This is a genomic window from Sphingomonas sp. BK235, assembly GCF_004345855.1.
In the GTDB taxonomy this organism is placed as follows: domain Bacteria; phylum Pseudomonadota; class Alphaproteobacteria; order Sphingomonadales; family Sphingomonadaceae; genus Sphingomonas.
Genome location: NZ_SLXN01000003.1, coordinates 521,257 through 546,264, shown reverse-complemented (window position 1 = coordinate 546,264; position 25,008 = coordinate 521,257). Strand labels below are relative to the sequence as shown.

Below are 25,008 nucleotides of genomic sequence, written 5' to 3'. Positions count from 1 at the left end.
ATCAAAGACGCGGGCCAGGCCGTGGCCCGGCCCGCAGTGCTCCCGGGAGGGATCGGGTCAGAACCGGCCGCGAATGCCCAGGAGCAAGGTGCGGCCGGGATTATACTCGTTGAAGGTGGCGTTGGGGAACTGGAAGTAGCTGCCCTGCGCCTCCTTGGTGATGTTGATGACGTTGACCGTGAGCGTCGGCAGATAGGCGTTGCCCAGGATCTTGGAGAGATCGATGTTGCCCGAGAAATCGAGCTGTCCGTAGTTGCGCCCGAAGATCGACGCCGCGGCGATACCGTTCTGATTGAGGTTCGAACCCTGCGACCCCTCGTTGTACGTATAGGTCAGCCGGCTCGAGATGCCGTTGCCCTCGTAATAGCCGGTGAGCGTATAGGTGGTCGGCGCGACGCCGAGCGCCACCGCGGGGGCACCCGCGCCCTCGCCCTTCTGGTCGATCAGCGTCAGATTGCCCTGCACGCCGAAGCCGCGCACGCCGATATATTGCGTCAGGAAGTCGAGCGGCTGGGTGATCTGGAACTCGAGCCCGTTGACCTTGAGCTTGCCGTCCGAATTGACCTGCTGCTGGATGACGATGGGCACCTGGCTGAGCGCCTGCCCCCCGGTGGCACGCGAGGCGAGCGCGTCGCGCTGCGCTTGGGTGAGCGAGTCGACCGTGATGCCGAACGGCTCCAGATAGGAGAAGGGCACCGTGATGTTGCCGTTGACGGTGAAGCCGGTGATTGATTTGCGGAACGCCGCGACCGCGATCACGCCCTCGCCGCCGGTGTAATATTCGAAGCCTAGGTCGATATTGTCCGAGACATAGGGGTCGAGCGCGTTGTTGCCGACGTTGCCGATGTCGGCCGAGGGCGCGACGAAGCTCGCGCCGGGCAGGAGCGCGTTCGGATCGGGGCGCGTGAGCGTCCGCGACACCGAGGCGCGCGCCACCGCCTTGCCAGCGAAGTCCAGGGCGAGGCTCGCCGAGGGCAGGAAGTTGGAATAGACGGTGCGCGTCGTCGGGAAGGTGATCGTGTTGGGATAGCGCCCGCCGTCCGCGATCGTCGCGTTGCGGGGATCGGGGACGCTGACGCGTCCGCCGACGATCTGCTCGGTGCGGACGTAACGCAGGCCGCCGTTGAGCCGCAGCGTGTTCTCGCCGATGTCGACGATGCCGTTGCCCTCGACGAAGGTGCCGGTGACCTTCTCGTCGATCAGACCACCGTTCGCGCCGCTGCTGCCGGTGCCGGCCTCGGTCGCGCCGGCGAGCAGCGTGTCATAATTGGTCGCCGCCTTGAACTTGTCCCAGTCGACCGTGATGAAGCCGTTGCTGCCGGGCAGCAGGAAGCTCGGCACCGCCGCGGTGGGGATGAGCGAGCCGGCGTAGCTGATCGGCGGCTGCCCCGCGGTGTAATTGGTGCCATAGCCCGGATAGGTGGGGAAACCCGCCGGCGGCGTGGTGCCGGGCTGGTTGAGCCCGGTACAGGGCGTCGTCCCGGTGTTGGGCGCGATCAGCGAGACGCTGGGCGCGTTGCCGCAGATCGCGTTCTGCCACGGATTGGTGTTGTCGAAGGGGGTGATGCGGCGACGCACCTCGTCATAGGCGCCGCCGACGCGGACGCTGAAGCGCTTCTCGTCGCCGAACAACAGGCTGCCGCGGATACCCTTGGTCTCGGTCTCGCGCTCCTCGCCGTTGAGGTTGACCCGGCCGCCGCCGTTCCAGCCGAAATTGGCCGGGTTGTTGAGGTCGACGTTGGTGGTCAGCGTCGGGATCCCGCCCGTGCTGTTGTCGTACTCGACCACGACCCCGCTGTTGGGCGGGGTGATGACCAGCACGGTCGGGCTCTCGCGACGGAAATTGCTCTTGGTGTAATTGACCTGGAGGTCGCCCTTGATGAAATCGTTCACCACGAACTCGGCACCGGGGTTCACGCCCCAATAGTCCTGCCGGTCACGATAGGGTCGATATTCGAGGAAGAACTGCGAGTTGGCATAGGTGCCACCGGTCACGGTGCAGCCCGCCGTACAGTCCGACCGGTCATAGCTGGTGTTGAGCGGGATCACCGCGCCGTTGCGCACCACCCAGTTCATCGCGGTGCGCGTGAAATCGGTGTTGCGCTTGCCGTACATGCCGTCGACATAGAAATGGACGGCGTCGCTCGGCCGCCATTCCAGCGAGACGAGGCCGTTGTACCGCGTCCGCTCGCCCACCTCGGTGCGCGGGCGGCTGAGCCGCGGCAGGATGCCATTGTCGATCTGGTCGATCGTCGCGCCGGGGTTGCGCGCGAGCAGGAACGCCTGGTCGATCACCGTGCCCGCGGTCAGGCCGGCGCCCGCGTTGACCGGGACGGTGCCGGGAATGCTGAAATTGCCGCCGCCCGTGGCGTTGCGCGTCGCGGCGCTGTTCTGCGCCGCGGTCAGATTGGGGTTGGTGAAGCCGATCGTCTCATAGCCGTTGACCTGGAAACGGTTCTTCACCGCGGCGCCGCCGACGAGGATGCCGAAATCGCCGAAGGTCGCGCTGGCGAGCGCGTAACCGCGATAGCCCCAGCGGTCGGCGGCGCTCACCTTCGACCCTTGCAGGCCATAACTGATATAGGGCTTGGGATTGTCGAAGGGCCGCGCCGACCGCAGGTTGACCGTGCCGGCCGCGCCACCCTCGAGCTGGCTGGCCACCGGCGACTTGCTGACGGTGAGCTGGGTGAAGAGCTCGGTCGGGATGAGATCGAGGTCGACCTCGCGGTTGGTGCTCTGCGCGTCGAAACGGACCGAGGCGATCGCCACCGGGGCGCCGTTGAGCAGGACGCGGGTGAAGTTGGTGCCCAGCCCGCGGATCGCGACATTGGCGCCCTCGCCCGTCACCTCGCGGCTGATCGTCACGCCCGGGATGCGGTTGACGGACTCGGCGATATTGGTGTCGGGAAATTTGCCGATGTCCTCGGCGAAGATCGTGTCGGTGAAGCCGATCGAGTTCTTCTTGGCGTTGGTCTGGCTCTCCAGCGAGGCACGATAGCCAGTGACGACGATATCCTCGTTACCGGTCGTGGACGGATCGGCCGGGGCCTGGTCGACCGAATTGATCTCGGTGGGTGCAGTGTTGCCCGCCCCCTGCTGGGTCGCGGCGTCGGCGGTGGTGGTAGCGCTCGACGAAGAGGACGCCGTCGGCGCGGGCTCAGCGCTGGTCTGTGCCAAAGCGGGCCATGCGGCGGTACCGAGCAGCAGGGCCATGACCGTACCGGCACGGCGCGACGATGCGCGATCAACCATCATCTCTCTCCTCCCACGCGCCGGCTTCCTGCCGGCTACGTAAAAACGATGTTAGCGCTATCCTATCTGACCGGTCAAGCGTGTTTGGTTGACCATATAGGATCGGTGGCACCAAGCCCGTCAGCATGGCGTGAACGGTGGGGGCGATGATGAGCGAGCAGACCATTTGAGAATGCACCGCTATGCCCAGTTGCAACCCGTGCAACTACGCATGTCGAGTTCGATTATTGCGCGCCGGCGCAACGATCGCCATGTGCTCCCTCGCCGGTCATATCCGGCAATCGGAGACTACCTCATGCGTATGTTCGAGACCGCCGCCAGCACCGCGCTGGCGATCGCGGCGCAGGCGCTGGTGGTCGGCGTGGTTCTCACCACGCTTTGACCCCCGGCCGGCCGCTCCCCCTCGGGGGAGCGGCGCCTCCCTCTCCGCATCGGGATCCCAGAGCCACCGCCGATCGTTTCGCGCTCTCAACGGGACGGTTCCTACTGTGGCATTAACCACAGGTTCAGGCGCCGGGACGTTGTCAGTGCGGGCGCAATCGCGCTCTCTGTCCATCCCTCATGCTCTGAGAGGTAAGTAGATGCGTTCCAATCTTCCCCGTTATACCGCGCTCGCGATGATCGTGGTCGGTGGCACCGCCCTCGGGGGTTGCGCGACCAAGGGCTTCGTTCGCGAGCAGATCGCGACCGTCAACACGCGTATCGATGGCCTCGACGGCCGCCTTCGCACCGTCGAGGGCACCTCGGGCCAGGCCTTGACCCAGGCGCAGGCCGCCGCCGCCCAGGCGCAGCAGAACGGCCAGCGGATCGACCAGATCAACGGCCGGGTCGACGGGCTCGACCAGCAGATGCAGCAGATGCAGCAGCGCCAGCGTCGTCCGCGCGGCTGAGGCCGGTGACACGACGCGCTTGCATCGCGGGGCGGCTCTGCCGAACAAGGCTGGGATGATCACGTCCACGTTCCGCGTTGCTTCGCGCCGACTGCTGGGCGCGGCGCTGGTCGCCGCGCTCCCGCTGGCGGCGGGCGCCGTCGCCGCCCGGCCCGCTCCCGCACAGAAGGCGCCCGCCGCGGCGGCCCCCAAGGCGGGGGCGGCGAAGGCGCGGGCCACTGCCGCATCCAAGACGCCGGCCAAAACCGCGAAGAAGACGGCGGCCAAGAAGACGGCGGCGAAACGCCCCGCCCGCGCGCTCGCACCGACGCCCGTCGTCCCCGCTCTGCCACGCAGCGAGGCGGCCGAGCGCGTGATCGCCTGGGTCGCGGCCGCCCAGGACAATGCCGGCCTGCCTTATGCGGTGATCGATAAACCGGCCGCCACGCTCTACCTCTTCGCCGCCGACGGGCACTTCCTCGGCGAGGCACCGGTGCTGCTCGGCATCGGGATCGGCGACGATTCCTCTCCCGGCGTCGGCGCCAAGAATCTCGACGAGATCGGTCCGGCCGAGCGGACCACCCCCGCGGGCCGCTTCGTCGCGAAGTTCGGGCGCGCCTTCGGGCGTCAGCGGGTATTGTGGGTCGATTACGCCAACAACGTCGCGCTCCACGCGGTGACCTCGATCACCAAGAAAGAGCGGCGGGTGGAGCGGCTGCTCTCGCCCAGCCCCGAGGACAATCGCATCTCGTTCGGCTGCATCAACGTCGGCTCTCGCTTCTACACCGGCAAGCTGCGACCGCAGTTCGAGCGCAAGGGCGGGATCGTCTACGTCCTGCCCGACGTCAAACCGCTCGACGACGTCTTCCCGCGCGTGCGCCTGCTCCCCTATCTCGCCGCGGCGAACGCCGGCGGCGCGACGATGGAGGCCGATCGATGAGCCTGTTCCTCGCGCTGCTCGCCGCCGCGGCCGACCGTCCGGTGGTGGTGAGCTCGATCACCACGCCGCAACTGGTCGAGCTGTGCCGCGGCAAGGACGACGACCCCACCGCCAATTTCTGCACCGGCTATATCCTGGCCGAGTTCGACGCGCTGTCGCTCGCGCGTCAGATCTGCCCCTCGCCCGCGCGCGCGTCAAACATGAAGGTCGCCGCGACCGTGCGCAAATATCTCCGCAAGCGCGGACGCAAGGCGACCGCCGCGCCCGCCTTCGTGGTGCGCGACGCGCTGCGCGCCGCTTACCCCTGCAAGCGCCGCTGACGCGGTAGGCGACGGCGATCGCGGCGCTCCTGCCGCGACACCGCCATGGAGATCAGGCGGCGAGCGGCATCGCCGTACGTCGGCGCCGCAGCGCCGCGCCCACCGCCGCGAAGCCGAGGATCATCATCGCCCAGGTCGTCGGTTCGGGCACCGCGGGCAGGCCGAGGCCGAAGGTCCGGTTGATATCGTCGTAGAGCGCCTGATGCACCGCCGCGGTCGGGTGGACGCCATCGAACGAGAAGAAGCCCGTGCAGGCCGGCAGCGCGCCACTCCCCTGGCAAGTCGTGGCCGCCAGCGTCGCCGGCGTGCTGGCGTCCGGCAGGATCAATGGCGTCGGCAGTCCGAAGGCGCCCGGGTCCGCCTGCAATCGCCCGAAGAAGTCGAGATAGCTGTAGCGCAGCAAGGTGGTACCGGCAGAGAGCGACAGACCCGCGATCGCATTGTTCAGATATCCCTCGGCCTCCATCGAGAAGTCGAGCGGCGCCCCCGCGGTGGCGACCGGGAAGCCGGTGACCAGGATGGTGCGCGCGCCCAGCGCGTCGAGCGCGCCGATCGCCGCGGCATATTGCTTCGCCGCGTCGAGCAGGAAGGCGGTGTCGCTGGCATAGCCTGCCGGAGCGCCCGGCGCGAGCGCGGCGAACACGTCGTTGCCGCCGAAGTTGAGGACGTACAGCCCGGTGGGATCGACCGCCTTGCCGCTGGCGACCGCGGCGGCGTAGAGCGCCACCTGCTCGCCGGCATCGAAGATCGGCGTGGTCGCGGTCGCACGCGACCCGCCGAACGCGTAATTGCTGCCGCCCGCGTTCGATGCGAGGGTCGGCGTGCCGTACATCGCGATGCTGAGCAGGTCGGTATAGTCATAGCCGTTGGTGAAACGGCCCTGGTAGTAGCCCTGGGCGGGGTCGGCACCGAGGTTGAGCGAGCGGATGTTGCCCGCATCGACCAGACTGTCGCCGAAGACGGTGAGCGACGAATAAGGCGCGGTCTGCGCCGCCGCGGGTGTCGCCACCGCGATGGCGGCCGCGCAGCACGCGCGCGCGATGCCCTTGATCATGAAGATCCTCCCCTGTCCTGTTCTTATCCGCCGAGGCTATCTCCTCCGCGGGCGTCGCGCAATGACGCGCGCGACGGGAGAGCCGGCGGTCCGTCGAGGGTCAGCGCGCCACCGCGCTGGAGCGCGCGGCCGCCGGTGCCGCGGACGCGCCGACCAGCCGGTCGAGATAGGCCTGGTGCGCCGGCAGCGCGGCGACCTGCCCGGCGATGCCGCGCGCCATCCCGTCGAGCGCCTCCGCCAGCCGCCCGGGCGGCATCATCTGCGCGACGCGATTGTACGAGCGCGGCGTCAGCCGCTGTCCCAGCATGACCTGGACCCAGGAGGTGACGGTGAACAGCTCGTCGTTCGCCTGGAACGCCTGCGCGCCCTCGCGGAACAGCGCGATCCGCTCGGCCAGGCTGTCGGGCAGCGGCATCTCGCGCAGATGGTGCCAGAACGGCTCGTCGCGCTGGTTGAGGTGATAATGGAGGATGATGAAGTCGCGCACCCCCTCGATCTCGCGCTGCGCCATGTCGTTGAAGCGCGTCGCCAGCGACGCGGTCGCCCCGTCATAGGGGAAGAGCTGGAGCAAGCGCGTCAGCGCGATCATGATGAGGTGGATGCTGGTCGACTCGAGCGGCTCGACGAAGCCGCTGGCGAGGCTGAGCGCGACGCAGTTGCGCTCCCACGCGCGCGCGCGCCGACCGGTGCGGAAGCGGATCAGCCGCGGCTCGATCAGCACCTCGCCCGTGACGGTGTCGAGCAGCCGCGCGCGGGCGGCGTCGTCCGACAGGTGCGCGCCGCTGTAGACGATGCCGTTGCCGAGCCGATGCTGGAGCGGGATACGCCACTGCCAGCCGGCGTCATGCGCGATCGCGCGCGTATAGGGCACCGCAGGGCCGGTCGCCGCGGTCTGGACCGCGATGGCGCGATCGGTCGGCAGCCAGTGCGTCCAATCCTCGTAACCGACCCCCAGCGTCTCACCGATCAGCAACGCGCGGAAGCCCGTGCAGTCGATGAACAGGTCGCCCTCGACACGGCGCCCGTCCGCCATCACCAGCGCGGCGATGTCGCCCTCGGCATCGCGTTCGGCGCGGTCGATCCGGCCCTCGATGCGAAACAGCCCGTCACTCTCGCAGCGCTCGCGCAGGTAGCGCGCGTAGCGAGCCGCGTCGAAGTGGAAGGCATAGTTGAGCGACGCGTCGGGCCGCCCTGCGAAGCGCTCGGCGCGCGCGGCCTCGTGCTCGACGCAATAGGCGCCTAGGTCGGCCGCGACGCCCTGCGCACGCGCTTCGAGCCAGAAATGGTGGAACTCCGCCATCCAGGTCGATTGGCCAACGGTGCCGAACGAGTGGAAATAGCGCTCGTCCGCGCGCGACCAGCCCTCGAACGAGATGCCGAGCTTGTAGCTGGCGCCGGTGGCGCGGACGAAATCCTCCTCGTCCACGCCGATCAGGCCGTGGAAGGCGCGCACCGTCGGGATGGTCGATTCACCGACCCCGACTGTGCCGATCTCCTCCGACTCGACCAGCGTCACCGCGATCATGCCGCCGAGCTGTCGCGTCAGCAGCGCCGCGGCGAGCCAGCCCGCGGTGCCGCCCCCGGCGATGACGACACGACGCACCGGCCTCATCGGTTGAGCTTCCGCAGCAGCTCGGCCCGCAGCCGGCGTGCGCCGAGATCGTCGAGCCGCGCCAGCGCGCCGCGCGCATGGGCCGGCAGATGCGCCGCCGGCAGCGCCGGATCCTCGAAGACATAATAATCGAACATCGCGCGCCACGCCGCTTTCTCTGCCGCGGGGCGATCGCGCAGGCTGAGCAGCGCGTGGAGCAGCGTGTTCATCGGGGTGTCCATGAACGCGGGCGCCTCGTTCCACCAGTAATTGACGAGGACGTTGAGGTCGTCGAGTGCCTCGACCTGGTGCCACCACAGCGCCGGGTAGACGACCGCATCGCCCGGTCCCAGCTCCGCCACCTGCGCCGCCTCGACCGCCGCGGCGAAACGGGGAAAGCGCGTCAGGTCGGGGGCACGGAAGTCGACCATCGACACCACCTGCCCTCCCGGCGTCGGCGCAAGCGGGCCGGGATAGAGGTTCGCCACCTGCTCCGGCGGGAACAAGGTGAAGCGCCGATGCCCCGCGCCGACGCAGGCGACGTTGTTCGACATGTCGTGATGCGCGACCGCGGTGGTGCGGTTGCCGATCCAGATGCTGCGCAGCGCGCGATCGAACCCGGCCGCGGGCAGCGCGTTCGCCTCGGTGAAGCCGGGGAAGAACAGGTCGAGGTCGGTCGACCCAACATAGAAGGACTCGGCATCGTCGCGACCCTGCGCGGCGAGCAGCCGCGCGAGATAATCGTCGAGCCGCACGCGTTCGCCGTCGAAGTCGAGCCGGGTCAGATCGGCGTCGTAGAAATAGCGCCCGCCCAGTTCGGCGCGCGCGGTGTAACCCACCACCGGATGGCCGTTGTAGAAATCGAGCAGGTAATCGGCGAGCGCGCGCGCGCCGGCGCGCCCCGCCGCGACCAGCGGCCAGTCGGCCACCAGCCCGCGCACCACCACCGGCTCACCCGCCGCGACCAGCGCCGCCAGGTCGCGCGCCGCAGGATCACGCGCGTCGATCTCGCGCGCGCGCCGCTCGGTGATCGCGCCGCTCACGCCGCGCCCCGCTTCCGGTTCTTCAGCTCGATCAGCCGCGGCACGTTCGCGATCGACGCCGCCGCCATCGTCGCGACGCGCAGCAACCCGGCGCGATGCAGGCGCGCGAGCGTCGCATCGGGCAGCGCGGCGAGCGCCGCCTCGTCGATGGCGAGCAGCCCGGGCAGATCGTAGCCGGCGTCGTCGCCGAGGTCGATCTGCATCACCACCTCGCGCAGCAGCCCCGCGGCGGCGAGTTCGGCGTTCACCGCGCGCGCGTCCTGCATCCCCTGGTAGATCACGCGCAACGCCGCCGCGACATGCTGGAGATAGGGTGCGTCGCCGCCCTGCGGCAGGAACATCGGCAGCCCGTCGTCGGCGCCGACGCGCGGGTCGTCGAGATCGACATGGATCATCGGCTCGCCGGTCTCCGCGCCGGCGGCGTCGCGCGCGACCGCGATCGAGAAGGGGCCGCGCCGCTGCACCGCGGGAACGAAGCGGCTGGTCCAGCCCTGGTCGCCGAGGAAGAGATTCTCGTCGCGGTCGAGCCCGAGCAGGACGAAGGCGTCGATCGCGTCACCGTCGCGGCGGAAGACGATCGGAAAGTCACGCTGCGCTTCCTCGAACTCGGCGGGGAAGACGGGCAGCTGATTGACGCTGTCGCCGAACGGCGCGCCGGCGCGCACCGCGACGCGCAACTCGGCATGGTCGATGTTGTTGAGCAGGACGCGATTCATTCGACTCTCTTGGTGCGGCACCGCCGCCCCTCTCCGACGCGTCTTCTGCACCAGACCGCGCCGCGGCGGAAGCGCCGACGGCATGATCGGTCGACGGATGTGACTCTATCGGTGGAGGGCGCCACCGGTGGTGACGCCCTCCCCGTCGTCAGAAGCGGTAACGGGCGCCCAGCAGGAAGCGCGGCTTGAGCTCCTGCGCGAACACCAGGTTGCGCTTGGTGCGGCCATAGGTCCGCACCGACTCGCCCGTCAGATTGATGCCTTCCAGCGTGACCGCGATCGAGTCGTTGAGGTCGTAGCTGATATTGACATCGAGCGTGCCGAACGGCGCCACGAACAGCGGGTTGCGATCCGCGCCCTGGTTGGTCGCCGCGAGATACTTGGCGCGCCAATTGTACGCGACGCGCGCCGAGATCCCGTTCTTGTCGTAGATGCCGGTGGCGTTGGCGCTGTCACCCAGCCCGGTCAGCGCGAAGATGTTGACCGTCGGATCGGCGAACGGATCCACGTTCACGTCGCCGTTCACCTTGGTGTACGACCCCGCGAACCCGAAGCCGGTGTCGCCGAAGAAGTTGGTCCAGGCCAATTCGAAGCCGTTGATCCGGCCTTCGCGATTGTTGATCGGCTGCGAGACCGAGAAGTTGAACAACGGGTCGTTGGAGTCGCCCGAGATGTCGATCTGGTTGAGGACGCTGTCGACGAAGCCCTGGTTGAGCGCACCGTTCGAGTAATTGGCCTCGAACTGCTGCGTCGCCGCCGCCTGGTTGCCGTTGTTCTGGATCAGCAGCGCGGTGTAGGTGAACAGGTTCACGTCGCTGAGGTCGCGGCCCGCAGTGCGGAGATATGCCGCCGCCACGCCCGAGCGCGAGCCCGCCGCCCCCGAGGTGGGATCGCGCAGGCCGAACAGGGTCTGCTGCACCACGCCGGTACCGAGGAAATTGGCGACGCGCTTGTCGAAGAAGCCGACCGACACGAAGCTCGACGGCTTGTAATACCATTCCACCGAGACGTCGAAATTGTCCGACTGGAGCGGCTGCAGGTTGGCATTGCCCGAGCTGCCGCCAGGGGTGCCGCCGAGCAGCGTCGGGCGGCCGGGTGCGGAGGCGGTGGCGGTGGCGAACAGATTGCCATAGTCCGGCCGCGCGATCGTGCGGCTGAACGAGACGCGTGCCTTCACGTTGCGGATCGGCTCGATGCTGAAGTCGACCGCGGGCAGCAGATTCTCATAGCTGCCGCGCTGGCGTACCGAGGTGAAGATGCCGCTGGCATCGCCGCGGAAATCGTTGTCCGAGGTCCAGACGATGTTGTTGTAGGTCTGCACCGCGTCCGACCGCACGCGGGTCTTCTCGTAGCGCGCGCCGATCACGAGGTTGGTGGGCCGGCCCGCCACCTCGCCGTTCCAGGTGAACTGGCCGAAGGCGGCCCAGATCTTCTCATTGACCAGATCGTCCGCGGGCGCCGACGGGATGCTCGCATTGCCGCGCGAGGCGTAATACGGCCCGAACACGTCGAGCAGGTCGACCGCATTGCCGCGGAAGGCCACCAGCGAGGCACCGCTCGCGTTCGGGTTGAACTTGTCGAACTTGCAGGTGAGGCAATAGGTGTCGACCAGGTCGCCGGCGAGCTGCTGGACCAGCCCGGTGTCCTCGATGCCCCAATTGCCCAGCGTCTGCTGCGACTGTGCCTGGGTCGAGCGCATCTCCGAGTCGGTGTAGCTGGCGCCGACGTCGAAGCGGCTGCCGCCGCCGAGATCCCAGCCCAGTCGCGCCTGCGCCTGGTCGATCCGCTGGGTCTGGCGCGCGTACACGGTGCGCGCGATCTGCGTGCCCAGGTCACCCGCGTCGAGGACGTTGTTGCAATTGCCCTTCACGCAGTCGTTGAGGATCTGCGACTGCTGCGGGAATCCGGTGGTGAAGTCGAGCGTGTGGTTGCCGACGACCGGCGCACCCATCGAGAACAGGGTCGCTGAGGTGCCGTTGGGATTGTCCGGCGTGGTGCGCGACACCGAGTGGTGCGCGTCGACGGTCAGCGTGAAATTGTCCGCGAAGTCCCACTTCACGTTGCCGCCGACCGAGGCGAGGCGGCTGCGCGTCGCGAGCGCCTGCTGCTCGAAGCCCTCGTCCTTCGGGCCGCTCGGCAGATAGTCGGTCAGCACCACCGCGCTGGCCATGTTGGGGTTGTCGTCGAACGTGACGCGGCTGAACGGCCGGTTGAACCAGTTGGTCTGCTCGCTGCGGAGCTCGCGCAGCCGGTTCTGGGCGAACAGGCTGTCGATGCTCAGCTCGAGGTTGTCGGCCGGGCGGAATTGCAGGATGCCCTGGAAGTTGATGCGCTCGCGGCGGTTCTCGGACAGCGCGTAGCGGCTGTCGTTGGGCACCAGCACGTAGGGCGTGGTCGGCCGGTTCTCGATCACCGTCTGCGCGTTGACATAGGTGCCCGGCGTAAAGAAGGTCGCGTTGGGCACGACGTTCCAGTAATTGGGCGTCGACTGGACCGAGGCCGAGCGGCGCAGCTGATAGCTGCCGAACACCGCCGCACCGAAGGTGTTCTCTTCGTTCACATAGTTGAGCAGGCCCGAGACTTCGGGGGTGACGCGCACCTTCTTGCCGACCGAATCCTCGACCGAATTGTCGTACAGCGCCTTGGCGCCGATCGAGCCGGTGACGCCGGTCTCACGCGAGTCGAGCGGCTTGCGGGTGACGATGTTGATCGCCGCGCCGATCCCGCCCGTCGGCACTGCGGCGCGCCCGGTCTTGTAGACCTCCAGCCCGCTGACGCCCTCCGAGGCGATGTTCTGGAAATCGAACGACCGGCCGGCGCCGCGCGCGAAGCCGTTGCCGCCGCTGGTGTCGACGTTCGATGCCGGCAGCTGGCGGCCGTTGATCGTCACCAGATTGTAGGCGCCGGAGAAGCCGCGCACCGCAACCTGCGAGCCTTCGCCGTTGACGCGGTTGATCGACACGCCGGTGATCCGCTGCAGCGACTCGGCCAGGTTGGTGTCGGGGAACTTGCCGATGTCCTCGGCCGAGATGGCGTCCACGACGCCCGGCGAGTTGCGCTTGATGTCGATCGCGCGATTGAGGCTGGCGCGGATGCCGGTGACGACGATGTCGTCGGTCGCGCCGCCCTCTTCCGCGCCGACCGGCGCGTTGCGCGCGGTGTCCTCGTCGACCGAGCCGGCGGTCCCGGGCTGCGCGTTGGTCGCGGACGGCTCGCCGCCGGCCGTCTGCGCCAGCGCCGGCGTCGCCCCGGCGATCGCCATCGCGCCGAGCGACGTGGACAGCGCGAGAGTCGACCAGAAATTGAGATGCTTCATCATCCCCCCCTTTAGCGTTTCGCCGCGACCTGTTTTCGCGACGGGCGAGCCTCCTCGAGGTCTCACCGCCTGTTAACGCTATCATCAGCGAGGGCGAAGTCAACTCGTCTTTCGGTATAATCTCTCGCGCGATTGATCGGACAATAACGACTTGCTGACCGGCTTAATTACAACATTTGAATTATAAAATGGATAGTGATCCGAGGCGCGTTGCTTTGTGCGGCGCGGCAAACTCGCGCGGGCCGTAGCGTCGCGCGGCAGCCGTGACCGCACCGGATCACACCATCGCGGGCAGTGCCGCCAGATGCTTGTCGAGTGTGACCGGATAGTCACGCACGCGGACGCCGGTGGCATTGTAGATCGCGTTCGCCACCGCGGCGCCGACGCCGCACAGGCCGAGTTCCCCCACGCCCTTGGCCTTCATCGGATTGGCCTTGTCGTCGGCCTCGTCGAGGAAGATCACGTCCTGGTGCGGGATGTCGGCATGGACCGGCACCTCGTAGCTGGCGAGATCGTGGTTGACGAACAGGCCGAAGCGCGTGTCGACCGCCAGTTCCTCCATCAGCGCCGAACCCACGCCCATCGTCATCGCGCCGATGACCTGGCTGCGCGCCGACTTGGGGTTGATGATCCGCCCCGCCGCGCACACCGCGAGCATGCGCCGCAGCCGCGTCGCGCCGGTATAGGCATCGACGCCCACCTCGACGAAATGCGCGCCGAAGGTGGAGAGCTGCCACGTCTTGTCGAGCCCGCCATATTCGATCTTGTCCTCGCCGGTCAGCTCACCCTGCGCCGCCGCCTCGGCGAGCGGCACCGAGCGATTGCCCGAGACCACCTTGCCGCCGGTGAAGCGCGCGTCGGCCGAGTTGACGCCGACGCGCTGCGCCACCGCCTCGCGCAGCTTCACGCAGGCGGCGTAGACCCCCGCAGTGGCGTTGGCGGCGCCGAACTGGCCGCCCGATCCGGCGGATACCGGGAAAGCGGAATCGCCGAGCTTCACGCTGACCTGCTCGATCGGCACACCCATCATCTCGGCCGCGGTCTGCGCGATGATCGTGTAGCTGCCGGTGCCGATGTCGGTCATGTCGGTCTCGACCGTCACGCGCCCGTCGCGCCCGAGCCGCACGCGCGCGCCCGAGGGGAAGTTGATGTGGTTGCGGAACGCCGACGCGACCCCCATCCCGACCAGCCAGCGCCCGTCGCGCACCTGTGCGGGCGTCGCGTTGCGCCGCGACCAGCCGAAGCGCTCGGCGCCCTCGCGCAGGCAGCGCACCAGCTGGCGCTCGGAGAAGCGCCGCTCGGGCTTCTCGGGATCGACCATCGTGTCGTTGCGGATGCGGAAGTCGACGGGGTCGAGCTTGAGCTGCTCGGCCATCTCGTCGATCGCGATCTCCAGCGCCATCATGCCGGGCGCCTCGCCCGGCGCGCGCATCGCATTGCCCTCGGGCAGGTCGAGCACCGCCAATCGCATCGCGGTCAGCCGGTTCTTGCCGGCGTAGAGCAGCTTGGTCTGGTTGACCGCGGTCTCGGGACCGCCACCGGGCTGGTCGCCCGAGCCGCTCTCGTGCGCGATCGCGGTGATCGTGCCGTCGCGCGTCGCGCCGATGCGGATGCGCTGGCGCGTCGCGGGGCGGTGGGTGGCGTTGTTCGCCATCTGCGGCCGGGTGAGCGCGACCTTGACCGGCCGCTTCGCCGCGCGCGCGCCGAGCGCCGCCAGTACCGCGTCGGCGCGCAGGAACAGCTTTCCGCCGAAGCCGCCGCCGACATAGGGCGAGATCAGCCGGACCTTCTCCTTGGGCATGCCCAGCGTGGTGGCGAGATCGCCGCGCCCCCAGTCGATCATCTGGTTGGAGGTCCACACCGTCAGCGCGTCGCCCTCCCACATCGCCAGCGAGGCGAACGGCTCCATCATGGCGTGGCTGTGGTCGGGCGTGGTGTAGCGCTGGTCGAGCTTGACCGGCGCCGCGGCGAACGCCGTCTCGAACGCGCCGGTGCGATCGACCGGCGGCGCGCCGCTGCCCTCGTCGCTGTCGCCGCCGGTGAGCGGTGCGGTCTTGAGCGCGGCGTCGAGGTCGAAGCGACCTTTGGTGCGCGCGTAATCGACTCGCACGAGCGCGGCCGCGGCGCGCGCCTGCTCGAAGGTCTCCGCCACCACCAGCGCGATCGCCTGATGATAGTGATCGATCTCGGGGCCGCCGAACAGCTTGACCGTGTTGTACTTGCCCTTGCCGAGCTTGCCCGCGTCGGCGGCGGTGACCACCGCGATCACGCCGGGTGCGGCCTTGGCGGCGGCGGTGTCGAGCGTGCGGATGCGGCCCTTCGCCACCGCCGCACCGACGACATAGCCATAGGCCTGGTTGGCGGCGACCGCGTGCTGCTCATAGGCGTAGGGCGCGCGGCCGCTGGTCTTGAGCGGGCCGTCGATGCGATCGTGCGCGCGGCCGACCACCACCATATTGTCGATCGGGTTGGTGCCCGCTGGCGTGTCGAACTTCATGGCCTCACCCCTTCTTCTGCGCCGGCGTGCCCGCCTGGGCGAGCACCGCGGCGAGCGCGCGCGTCGCCAGCGGCAGCTTGAACGCATTGTCCTTGGTCGGCGTCGCGCCCTGGAAGGCGCGCGCGGTCACCGCCGCGGCGCCCTGCGGCAGCAGCGCCTCCGCTTCCTCCACCCGCCACGGCTTGGGCGCGACGCCGCCGAACGCGACCCGCCCGCTGCCGTCGCGCTGGATCACCGCCGCGACCGACACCAGCGCGTAGGCGTAGGACGCGCGGTCGCGCACCTTCTCGTAATAATGCCGGCCGCCGAGCGGCCTGGGCAGCACCACCGCGGTGATCAGCTCGCCGGGGCGCAGGCTGGTGTCCTGCTCGGGATGGTCGCCCCACAGCCGGTGGAAGTCGGCGATCGGGATCGAGCGGCGCTGCCCGCCGGCGTCGACCGTCTCCACCACCGCGTCGAGCGCGCGCATCGCCACCGCCATGTCGCCGGGGAAGGTGGCGATGCACGACGAGCTCACGCCGATGACGCCGAGCTGGCGCGAATAGCCGCCGATCGCGGCGCAGCCGTCGCCGGGCTTGCGCTTGTTGCACGCCATGTTGGTGTCGTAGAAATAGGGGCAGCGCGTGCGCTGGAGCAGATTGCCCGCGGTCGACGCCTTGTTGCGCAGCTGACCCGAGGCCCCCGCCAGGATCGCGCGGCTGAGCACGCCATAGTCGCGCCGCACCCGTGCGTCGGCGGCGAGGTCGGTGTTGGTCACCAGCGCGCCGATGCGCAGGCCGCCATCGGCGGTCTTCTCGATTTTGTCGAAGCCGAGGTCCTGCACGTCGACGAGGTGTGTCGGCGTCTCGATCTCCAGTTTCATCAGGTCGAGCAGGTTGGTGCCGCCCGCCAGGAACTTGGCGCCGGGCCGCTGCGCCACCGCGCGCGCCGCGGCGACCGCGTCGGTCGCGCGCTCGTAGGTGAAGCTCCTCATGCGCGCTCTCCCGCCACCTCGGCCACCGCCTCGGCGATGTTCGAGTAAGCACCGCAGCGGCAGATGTTGCCGCTCATCCGCTCGCGCAGCTCCATGTTGCTGAAGCGCGCCTTGGCGGTGAGGTCGCCCTGGACGTGGCTGGGCACATCGCGTTTGATCTCGTCGAGCACCGCCACCGCCGAGCAGATCTGCCCCGGCGTACAATAGCCGCACTGGTAGCCGTCATGCTTCACGAAGGCGGCCTGCATCGGGTGGAGCTTGTCCGGCGTGCCCAGCCCCTCGATCGTGGTGATCGCGTCACCCTCGTGCTGGAGCGCGAGGCTGAGGCACGAGTTGATCCGCCGCCCCTCCACGATCACCGTGCAGGCGCCGCACTGGCCGTGGTCGCAGCCTTTCTTGGTGCCGGTGAGGTGGAGATGCTCGCGCAGCGCGTCGAGCAGCGTCGTGCGCGGGTCGAGCGCGAGGTCACGCTTCTCGCCGTTGACCGTGAAGCGCACCGGCATGGTCGCGATCGCGCCGGCAGGGGTGCGCTGCGGCGCTGCGCTCGCCGGGGCCGCGACCGCGACCGCGCTGGCGGCGCTCCCCGCGAGCACCCCGCGGCGCGAGAGCGCGAATTCTGCTGTGTCGGTCATCGCCGGCCTCCCTCTTCGCGCCCGTCCGGGCGCAGCGTCCAAGTCCCTGTCGACTCGCCGCGAATCCTAACGCGTGAAGGGCCGATGTGGATCAAGCACGTCGCTCAGGGAGATGATGAGCGTAGCTCAGCATCGCGTCCGTGTCCGGGGATCGTCGCGCGCGTGCTGCACTTGCCTGTTGATCCATGGTGTTCCGGCGAAAGCCGGAACCCAGAGCCAAGCAGCACGACGGCTCATCGCGCACGCGGCACTGGGCTCCTGCCTGCGCAGGAGCAAGAGGAGGGAAGTCGCAACGATCCCTGTCAGCATAGGTCAGCTCGAGCGCTGATCTACCATCGCAGGGGCGACCACGCGACGGACGAGGCGCGCACGACCGAGGCCTTCCCGCCCAGCGGCTCACCCCTCACAGCTCGCGCAGCGCCGCCGCGGGGCGCGCGCGCAACACGGGCAGGCTCCCCGCCAGTCCGATCATCACCGTCGCCGCCACGCCGACCAGCAGCGTCGCCGCCACCGCGCCCCAGTCGGGAAGCCACGCGAAGCCGAACAGCTGGGTCACGACATACCAGCCGCCCGCCACGCCGAGCAGCAGCGCCACCGCCGCCGCCACCAGCGCCAGCAGCGCATATTCGAGCAGCTGCATCACCAGCACCTGCCGCCGCGTCGCGCCGAGCACCTTGAGCACCACCGCGTCATAGGTCCGCGTCGCACGCGCCGCGGCGATCGCGCCGACCAGCACCGCGACACCGGCGAGCACCGCCACGCCCGCCGCGGCGGCGATCGCGGTCGCCATCTGGCGCACCACCGTCTGCACCTGCGCGAGCACGCCGCCGACCTCGATCACCGACAGCGCGGGGAAGCGCGGCAGCAGCGCGCGCGTCACCGCCCCGGTGCGCGCCGCGGGCATGTCGATCGTCGCGGCGAGATTGTGCGGCACGTCGGCCAGCGCGCCGGGCGAGAACACCAGCACGAAGTTGAAGCCCAGCGTGTCCCAGGCGATGCGACGGAACGAGGCGATCGTGGCGGTGCGCTCCAGCCCCAGCACCGAGATCGTCAGCGGGTCGCCGATCTTCAGCCCGAGCGACTGCGCCAGCCGCTCGTCGACCGACACCAGCGGGCGTCGCGCCTCGGCCGCACTCCACCAATGTCCCGCGCTGAGCGTACTCCCCGCGGGCAGCGCCGCGGCGAAGGTCAACCCACGCTCGCCGCGCAGCGCCCAGGCGCCCTCGGGGATCTCCGCGAGGTCGGCGACGCGCGTCTTGGCGTAGCCGGTGATCGTGCCGCGCATCAGCGGCACCGTCGCGATCACCGCACCGGGCAAGGCCGCGGCGACGGTGGCGCGGAAGTCGCGCTCGCGTTCGGGCGGCACGTCGAGCACGAACAAAGCGGGCGCGCGCTCGGGCACGCTGCGGGTGATGTTGCCGTCGAGGCTGGTGCGGATCGTCGCGAGCAGCACGAACAGCGTCAGACCCAGCCCCAGCGCCACCACCAGCGCGACGGTGCGCGCCCCCGGCCGGTGCAGCGCGGCGAGCGCCAGCCGCGGCAGCGGTCGGCGCGGCGGCGGCACGCGCGCGGCGAGCCAGCGCACCGCGTGACCGAGCGCGACGAGCAGCAGCAGCGTCGCCGCGGCGGCGCCGAGGAAGCCGGCGGCGAACAGCGGCCGCTCGCTCGTCGTCAGCACCAGCGCCACCAGCGCGGCCCCCGCCGCTGCCATCCACGCCGCGGCGACGCGCCCGCCGCGCGCGCGCCGATCATGGACGCCGCGCAGCAGCGCCGCGGCGGGCACGCGCCCCGCCGCGACCAGCGCGGGCGCGCAGAAGGCGAGCGCGATCAGCAGCCCGTACAGCGCCGCCAGCGCGAGCGGCAACGGCGCCACCACGAAGCCCGGCGCGACCGGCAGCACCGCACCGGCGAGCGCGCCGACCAGCGGCACCGCGACCAGACCGGCGACGAGCCCCAGCGCGATCCCCACCCCCGCGACCGCGAGCACCTGGATCAGATACACGCGAGTCACCGTCGCCGAGGTCGCGCCGAGCACCTTGAGCATCGCCACGCTCGCCCGCCGCTGCTCGAGATAGGAGGAGACGCCATTGCCCACGCCGATCCCCGCGATCACCAGCGCGGCGAGCCCGACCAACGTGAGGAACTCGCCCATGCGCGCGATGAAGCGGCTCGCGCCGGGCGAGGCGCGGTCGCGCGTGCGCGTCTCCCACCCCGCCGCGGCGAAGCGCTTGGCGAACCCCGCCACCGTCGCCGCGGGATCGCGCGCGCCGATCGCGACCCGGTATTTGGTCTCGTAGAGACTCCCCGGCTGCACCAGCCCGGTGCGCGCCAGCCCGGCGCTCGACACCAAGACCACCGGGCCGAAACTGAAGCCCTCGCTCAGCCGGTCGGGCTCGTCGGCGATCACGCCGGCGACTCGGAAGGTCGCCGCGCCAAGCCGCAGCGGGTCGCCGACGCGCACGCCCAGCCGCTCGACCAGCGCGGGCGCGACATAGGTCGCGTCGGTGCCGGTGACTCGCGCCGCCCGTCCGCCCGCGAGCGTCAAGCGACCGTAGAGCGGATAGGCCGAGTCGACCGCCTTGAGCTGAACCGGCGCGGTGGCGCCGTCGCGCGCCACCGCCATCGACTGCATCCGCACCGTCTCGGACACCCGCCCCAGCCGCGCGATCGCGGCGCGCTCGTCGGGATCGGCCGCCCGCTGCGAGATCGCGAGCTCGACGTCGCCGCCGAGCAGCACGCGCCCGCGCGCCGCCAGCTCGCCGGTGATCGCCTGCGTCAGGCTGCCGATCGCGGCGAGCGCGCCGACGCCGAGGAAGAGGCATAGCAGCAGCAGGCGCAGACCCTTGAAGCGGAGCGACAGTTCGCGCCGCGCGAGCCGCCAGGCCAGCGCCCGGCCGCTCATCGCAGTCGCCCGTCGGCGAGCTCGACGACCCGGTCGCAGCGCCTTGCGAGTGCCGGGTCGTGCGTGATGATGACGAGGCTGGCGTCGGTGGCGCGGCGGCGCTCGAACAGCAGGTCGACGACGCGCGCGCCGGTCGCGGCGTCGAGATTGCCGGTCGGCTCGTCGGCGAACACCAGCGAGGGGCGCGGCGCCAGCGCGCGCGCGATCGCGACCCGCTGCTGCTCGCCGCCCGAGAGCTGCGCGGGATAATGGTCGAGCCGATGCCCCAGCCCCACCGCGGCCAGTTCGGCCTCGGCGCGAACGCGCGCGTCATCCGCGCCCTGCAGCTCGAGCGGCACCATCACATTCTCGCGCGCGGTCATGGTCGGCAGCAGGTGGAAGGCCTGGAGCACGATGCCGATCCGCCCGCGCCGCGCCACCGCGAGCGCGTCCTCGTCGAGCGCGGCGAAGTCGAGCCCGGTCACCGCGACGCTACCCGAGGTCGCGCGCTCCAGCCCGGCGAGCACCGCCATCAGCGACGACTTGCCCGAGCCCGAGGCGCCGAGCAGCGCCACGCTCTCGCCCGCGGCGACCGCGAGATCGACCCCGCGCAGGATCTCGACCGGCTCGGCGCCGCCGAGCGTGAGCCTTACATCGCGCGCGGCGATGACCATATCCGGCGGCGACATTCAGCGGAGCCGGGGCATAAGTGACGCGATCATACCTGACATATGCGGCGCCGGCGGCGCTTCTCCAAGCCGCGCTGACGGTGGCGGGCTGTTCACCGCGCGACGAGAGCGCTCCCGACGCGCCGCGCGTCAGCGGCAATGACAGCGAGGTGATGCCCGCGCCGGTCGCGACCGTGCCGGTGCGCGGGCCGGAGCGCGTCGTGCTCGCGCTCGGCGACAGCCTCTACGCCGGCTATGGGCTGAGCCGCGGGCAGAGCCTGCCCGACGCAGTCCAGGCGCGGCTGCGCGCCGAGGGGATCAACGCGCGGCTGGTCAACGCGGGCGTCTCGGGCGACACCAGCGCCGACGGGCGCCGCCGGCTCGGCTACACGCTCGACCGGCTCGGCAAGAAACCCGATCTGGTGCTGCTGGGGCTTGGCGGCAACGACGTGCTGCGCCAGCTCGATCCCAAGGTGACGCGCGACAATCTCGCCGCGATGCTGGACGAGTTGCAGAGGCGGGGCATCCCGGTGGTGCTGACGGGCATGCTCGCGCCGCCCAATCTGGGGCCGGACTATGCCGGGAAGTTCAACGCCATCTACCCGGAACTGGCGAGGCAGCATCATGCGCCGCTGTACCCGTTCATCCTCGACGGCGTGCTCGGCAACCGGGCGCTGATGCTGCCCGACGGCGTCCACCCCAACGCGCGCGGCGTGGCGCGGATCGCCGATCGCGTGACGCCCGTGGTGCGGCAGGCGCTGGCGGAGACGGCTGAGGGCTGAGGGGGGGGGTAGGCCGCCGATGCGTTCCGTCACGACGGCTCTTATCGTCAGCCTTCCCGTTCCGTCAGCTTCCCCGTCCCTCGTCCTCCCCTCTCCGTCATCCCGGCGAAGGCCGGGATCCACCCGTCCGCGCACCTGCTGGCCGGTGGGTATGCGGGACGGTGGATCCCGGCCTTCGCCGGGATGACGGATAAGGAACTGAGAACGGCGCGCGACACCAGCCGGGTCGCCACCTCTCCACCTCCCCCGTCACGCCTTCTTCAGCTCCTCCGGCTTATGCACCGCTTCCTTGCCCGACTTGTCGCTCTTGACGCGATATTGCGGGTCGTCCTTGCTCGCCTTGGCGGTGTGACCGCCGGCCTTCGTGGTCTTGGTCTCCTTCTTGACCACCTTGCCGCTGGTCTGGCCCTGCGGCGTGTCCCACTTCACCTTGTCGCCGGCCTTGAGGGTCTTGGTCATGGCAGCTCTCCTGTGGCTCGGCGGACTCAAGTGGATCAGTCGGACGCTTGTTCCATCGCCTTGAGGATGCGGCGATTTCCTCGCTCGCGGGTTGGAGGACGCGGTTCCGAGGAGAGAGCGATGAGCGAGAGCGAGAAGATCACCACCGGCGCCAACGACCGCGCCGTCGACGAGCCGCTCGCGAGCGGCGCGCCCGGCATCCCCGACGACGCGCTGCTGCCGAGCGAGACCCTGCCCGAGCCGCCCAGCGACGAGGAAGTGGCGCGAGTCGCCCGCCAGCTCGGCGCGCCGCTGCCCGACGCCTGAGCGGCAGGCCCCTACAAACCGAAGCGTGCTCCGGCGAACGCCGGAGCCTAGGGCCGCGAGGATAAGGTTCGTGGCACTGGGCTCCTGCCTGCGCAGGAGCGCGCGTGAGTTTCGACCGTGGCCGACGTCTTCTAGAACCGCGCCCGCACCGCCGCCGCGAGCGTCCGCGGGTCCGCGGGCGCGTGGAGCCGCTCCGTCCCGTCGAACCAGACATATTCATAGCGGTCGTTCGCCAGGTTGCGCAGCTGCACCGACAGCTCCACCGCCCGCGTCAGCCGGTAGCCCGCCTCGGCGGTGAGCTGGACATAGCCGCCATAGCGTCCCTGCGTGTTGGCGGGGGTCAGTTCGTAGGACGATTGCCCATTGCCCCACAGCGACCCGCGCCAGCGACCACCACGCGGTGCCCATTCGATCCCCGCGGTATAGACGTGGCGCGGGACATGGTCGATCGCGTTGCCCGCCTGAGACGGCGTCGCCGGGTCGGGCACGCGGATCACCGCGCGCTGGTGCGACCAGCTCGCCCAGGCCGACCAGCCATCCCCCGGCTGGACGCTCGCCTCCAGGTCGAGGCCGCGCCGTCGCGTCGCACCGAGATTGTCGAACTCCCCCGCGGGGTCGTTGAGCCGGCGACGCAGTTCCCCCGTGGCGGTCTGCTGCCACACCGCCAGTCGCGCGGTCAGCCAGCGTCCCCGCGCCAGCCGTACCCCGGCCTCATAGCCCTCGTTGATCGAGGCGGCGACGTCGCGCACGCGCGGCGGCACGATGAACGCGCCCGAGCCGGCGCCGATCTGGAAGGTACGGCCGTAATTGCCGTAAGCGGTCACGCCCGCGAGCGGCTCCACCGCGACCGAGAGCTTGGGCTGGCTGATCGTGCCATAAGCGTTGACCGGATAGGCGCGGCCGTTGAGCCGGTTGACATAATCGCCGCCGACGCGGTCCAGCCGCCATGCCGGGGTGACGCGCAGCCAAAGCGTCGGCGTCAGCACCGCTTGGACATACCCGCCGCCCACAGTGAGATCGACGTCCTGATCGCGCGTCGCGGCGAGCAGGCGGCGGCGTTCCGTGGTCCAGCGCTGGCTGAGGTTGTGCTGCCATTGCACGTCGCCGCCCGCCTCGGCCATCAGCCAGGGCGCGACGTGCCAGTGCAGCGCGCCAACCACGCCATATTGCTGCTCCACGGTCAGCCGCCGCTGCTGCGCCACGGTCGCGGAGAAGCGGACGTAGCGATCGTCGTCGATCCGGTTGGCATAGCCGGCCAGCGACAGCGCCACGTGCGCGCTCGGCGCGGCATCGAGCGTCACCGCATATTGGTCGAGCACGCGCGTGCCGCCATCGGTCGCCGAGACGGGATAGGAGCGGCGGCGGTCGGTGTACGCGTCGGCGTCGGTGAGGTAGCCCGGTTCGTCGGCCTCGGCGCGGCCATGGCGCGCGATCAGCCCGACCTGCGCGGCGCCGAGATCGAGCCGCCACTTGCCCGAGAGCGTCAGCCGGTCAAACCCGGCATGGTCGCGATACCCGTCCGAGCGGCGATAGCCGATCGCGAGATTCTGGCTGAGCCGCCCGGTCTCGGCGCCAGCGGCGAGCTGCGCCTCGACGGTGCCGAAGGCAGCCACGGCGGCGCGCGTGTCGAGATAGGTGCCGCCGGTCCGCGTCACGATATTGGCGCTGCCCGCGATCGCATGGAGGCCCCAGCGCGCATCGGAGGTGCCGCGCACCAGCTCGACCGAACCGATCGCGAGCGGCGAGACCAGGTCGATGAAGTCCATCCGCCCCGCATTGTCGTTCGAGGGAATGCCGTCGATCAGCAGCTTGACCGCATTGATCTCGCCCTCGCCGTTGAAGCCGCGGATCGAGAAGCGCCCCGAAGTGGTGCCCTGGCCGAAGTCGGTCAGCACCACGCCGGGCAGCCGCGCGAACAGCTCCCACGCATTGTCAACGTTCTGCCGCTGCGCGACATCGCCGCCCAGCACGTCGACCGAGGTGAGGACCTCGCTGGTGGAGCGCGTCATCGACCCGGCGGTGACGACCACCTCGCCGATCGTGACGCCGGTACCGTCGTCGGGCGCTGCCTGCGCGTGCGCGAGAGAAGGAGAACAGGCGAGCGCGAGCGCTGCCGCACGAGAAACAGAGATAGACATGGATGATCCGATCGCTCGCGCGCCGCATGGCGCGCCCACGGTGAGATGCCCGCGCGCCGGGGCGCCGGGCGGTTCGGTTCGGGATCAGCCGAGCTGCGGCGGCGCCTGGGGCGGCGGACGCAGCCGCGCCGCCGCGACGAGCCGGAAGTCGCGCCGCATCGGCGCGGGCGCGACCCGCTCGCGCGCTGCCACCGGCGCGAGCGGCAAGGGTTCGTCGCCCACCAGCGTCGGCAGGGCGAGCCCCGCGAAGGGGCAGGTCTGTTCGGCGTGGCTGTGCGGCGCGTGTCCGTCGCCGCCGTGATGCGCGCCGCGATGGTGCGCGATCGTCGTCGCGCCCCATTCGGGACAGGCCACCAGCGCGCCGCCCTGCGCCGCGGGCATGAAGCCTGCGGGGACGAGAAGCCGAAGCGCGACCGCGAACAGCAGCAGCCACGCCACGGCGAACGGCCAGTGCGCGATCTGCTGACGGAGCTGCCGCACGCGCCGACTCAGCCGCGCATGCCGCGCCGAGTCGGCGCGAACGGGCGGTGAGAGAGCGGCGCGGGCTTTACCATCGGCTAACCATCCTAAC

At 70.1% G+C, this 25,008-nt stretch carries 20 protein-coding genes; 6 read left to right on the top strand and 14 right to left on the bottom strand.

Annotated elements, in window-relative coordinates; all coding sequences use genetic code 11:
- Positions 1-57 precede the first annotated feature (57 nt).
- On the bottom strand, positions 58-3,252 hold the full coding sequence (locus tag EV292_RS11510) for a TonB-dependent receptor (protein ID WP_243693726.1): 3,195 nt from the start codon (positions 3,250-3,252) through the stop codon (positions 58-60).
- Positions 3,253-3,424: 172 nt separating this feature from the next.
- Here EV292_RS11510 and EV292_RS11505 point away from each other — a divergent pair, with 172 nt between their 5' ends.
- The 4 genes from EV292_RS11505 to EV292_RS11490 all read left to right on the top strand — a co-directional run bounded on the left by EV292_RS11505 (position 3,425) and on the right by EV292_RS11490 (position 5,381).
- Positions 3,425-3,634: a hypothetical protein gene (locus EV292_RS11505; RefSeq protein WP_132909325.1), complete on the top strand. Its 210-nt coding sequence runs from the start codon at positions 3,425-3,427 to the stop codon at positions 3,632-3,634.
- Positions 3,635-3,833: 199 nt separating this feature from the next.
- Positions 3,834-4,142 (top strand): hypothetical protein, encoded by a 309-nt coding sequence (locus EV292_RS11500; protein WP_243693725.1) that lies wholly within the window; start codon positions 3,834-3,836, stop codon positions 4,140-4,142.
- A 55-nt stretch (positions 4,143-4,197) separates the two neighbouring features.
- On the top strand, positions 4,198-5,061 hold the full coding sequence (locus EV292_RS11495) for a hypothetical protein (RefSeq protein ID WP_132909324.1): 864 nt from the start codon (positions 4,198-4,200) through the stop codon (positions 5,059-5,061).
- Positions 5,058-5,381 carry a Rap1a/Tai family immunity protein gene (locus EV292_RS11490; protein WP_132909323.1) on the top strand — a complete coding sequence of 108 codons (324 nt, stop codon included), beginning with the start codon at positions 5,058-5,060 and terminating at the stop codon, positions 5,379-5,381. The genes EV292_RS11495 and EV292_RS11490 overlap by 4 nt, the downstream gene beginning before the upstream one ends.
- 52 nt (positions 5,382-5,433) lie before the next feature.
- Here EV292_RS11490 and EV292_RS23110 read toward each other — a convergent pair whose 3' ends face one another.
- From EV292_RS23110 to EV292_RS11440, 10 genes are all read right to left on the bottom strand, one after another.
- The gene (locus EV292_RS23110) at positions 5,434-6,435 is read right to left on the bottom strand and encodes an SGNH/GDSL hydrolase family protein (protein ID WP_132909322.1); all 1,002 of its coding nucleotides are present in this window, start codon (positions 6,433-6,435) and stop codon (positions 5,434-5,436) included.
- Between the two features lie 100 nt (positions 6,436-6,535).
- A complete protein-coding gene (locus EV292_RS11480) occupies positions 6,536-8,047 on the bottom strand; it encodes a tryptophan halogenase family protein (RefSeq protein WP_132909321.1) in 1,512 nt (503 codons plus the stop codon).
- On the bottom strand, positions 8,044-9,069 hold the full coding sequence (locus EV292_RS11475; RefSeq protein ID WP_243693724.1) for a cupin-like domain-containing protein: 1,026 nt from the start codon (positions 9,067-9,069) through the stop codon (positions 8,044-8,046). The genes EV292_RS11480 and EV292_RS11475 overlap by 4 nt, the downstream gene beginning before the upstream one ends.
- On the bottom strand, positions 9,066-9,785 hold the full coding sequence (locus EV292_RS11470; protein ID WP_132909320.1) for a SapC family protein: 720 nt from the start codon (positions 9,783-9,785) through the stop codon (positions 9,066-9,068). Before EV292_RS11470 ends, EV292_RS11475 begins: the two co-directional genes overlap by 4 nt.
- Before the next feature lie 148 nt (positions 9,786-9,933).
- On the bottom strand, positions 9,934-13,101 hold the full coding sequence (locus EV292_RS11465) for a TonB-dependent receptor (RefSeq protein WP_132909319.1): 3,168 nt from the start codon (positions 13,099-13,101) through the stop codon (positions 9,934-9,936).
- Positions 13,102-13,378: 277 nt separating this feature from the next.
- Positions 13,379-15,598 carry an aldehyde oxidoreductase molybdenum-binding subunit PaoC gene (gene paoC, locus EV292_RS11460; RefSeq protein ID WP_132909318.1) on the bottom strand — a complete coding sequence of 740 codons (2,220 nt, stop codon included), beginning with the start codon at positions 15,596-15,598 and terminating at the stop codon, positions 13,379-13,381.
- Between the two features lie 4 nt (positions 15,599-15,602).
- Complete coding sequence (locus EV292_RS11455; protein WP_132909317.1) at positions 15,603-16,571, bottom strand: xanthine dehydrogenase family protein subunit M; 969 nt, start codon at positions 16,569-16,571, stop codon at positions 15,603-15,605.
- Positions 16,568-17,203: an aldehyde dehydrogenase iron-sulfur subunit PaoA gene (gene paoA / locus EV292_RS11450; RefSeq protein WP_132909316.1), complete on the bottom strand. Its 636-nt coding sequence runs from the start codon at positions 17,201-17,203 to the stop codon at positions 16,568-16,570. The genes EV292_RS11455 and paoA overlap by 4 nt, the downstream gene beginning before the upstream one ends.
- A 403-nt stretch (positions 17,204-17,606) precedes the next feature.
- A complete protein-coding gene (locus tag EV292_RS11445; protein ID WP_132909315.1) occupies positions 17,607-20,105 on the bottom strand; it encodes an FtsX-like permease family protein in 2,499 nt (832 codons plus the stop codon).
- Positions 20,102-20,773 carry an ABC transporter ATP-binding protein gene (locus EV292_RS11440; protein WP_132909314.1) on the bottom strand — a complete coding sequence of 224 codons (672 nt, stop codon included), beginning with the start codon at positions 20,771-20,773 and terminating at the stop codon, positions 20,102-20,104. The genes EV292_RS11445 and EV292_RS11440 overlap by 4 nt, the downstream gene beginning before the upstream one ends.
- Before the next feature lie 20 nt (positions 20,774-20,793).
- On the opposite strand from EV292_RS11440, the gene EV292_RS11435 reads away from it, so the two are divergent.
- Positions 20,794-21,534: an arylesterase gene (locus EV292_RS11435; RefSeq protein ID WP_243693723.1), complete on the top strand. Its 741-nt coding sequence runs from the start codon at positions 20,794-20,796 to the stop codon at positions 21,532-21,534.
- Between the two features lie 249 nt (positions 21,535-21,783).
- Here the strand turns inward: EV292_RS11435 and EV292_RS11425 are convergent, their stop codons facing one another.
- Positions 21,784-21,993 (bottom strand): DUF2945 domain-containing protein, encoded by a 210-nt coding sequence (locus EV292_RS11425; RefSeq protein WP_132909312.1) that lies wholly within the window; start codon positions 21,991-21,993, stop codon positions 21,784-21,786.
- A gap of 120 nt (positions 21,994-22,113) precedes the next feature.
- On the opposite strand from EV292_RS11425, the gene EV292_RS11420 reads away from it, so the two are divergent.
- Positions 22,114-22,299 carry a hypothetical protein gene (locus EV292_RS11420; protein WP_132909311.1) on the top strand — a complete coding sequence of 62 codons (186 nt, stop codon included), beginning with the start codon at positions 22,114-22,116 and terminating at the stop codon, positions 22,297-22,299.
- Between the two features lie 131 nt (positions 22,300-22,430).
- On the opposite strand, the gene EV292_RS11415 is transcribed toward EV292_RS11420, so the two are convergent.
- Both EV292_RS11415 and EV292_RS11410 read right to left on the bottom strand, forming a co-directional pair.
- Positions 22,431-24,437: a TonB-dependent receptor gene (locus tag EV292_RS11415; RefSeq protein WP_132909310.1), complete on the bottom strand. Its 2,007-nt coding sequence runs from the start codon at positions 24,435-24,437 to the stop codon at positions 22,431-22,433.
- An 84-nt stretch (positions 24,438-24,521) separates the two neighbouring features.
- Positions 24,522-24,917, bottom strand: coding sequence for a DUF2946 family protein (locus EV292_RS11410; RefSeq protein ID WP_165927081.1), 396 nt, complete (start codon positions 24,915-24,917; stop codon positions 24,522-24,524).
- Between the last annotated feature and the right edge of the window lie 91 nt (positions 24,918-25,008).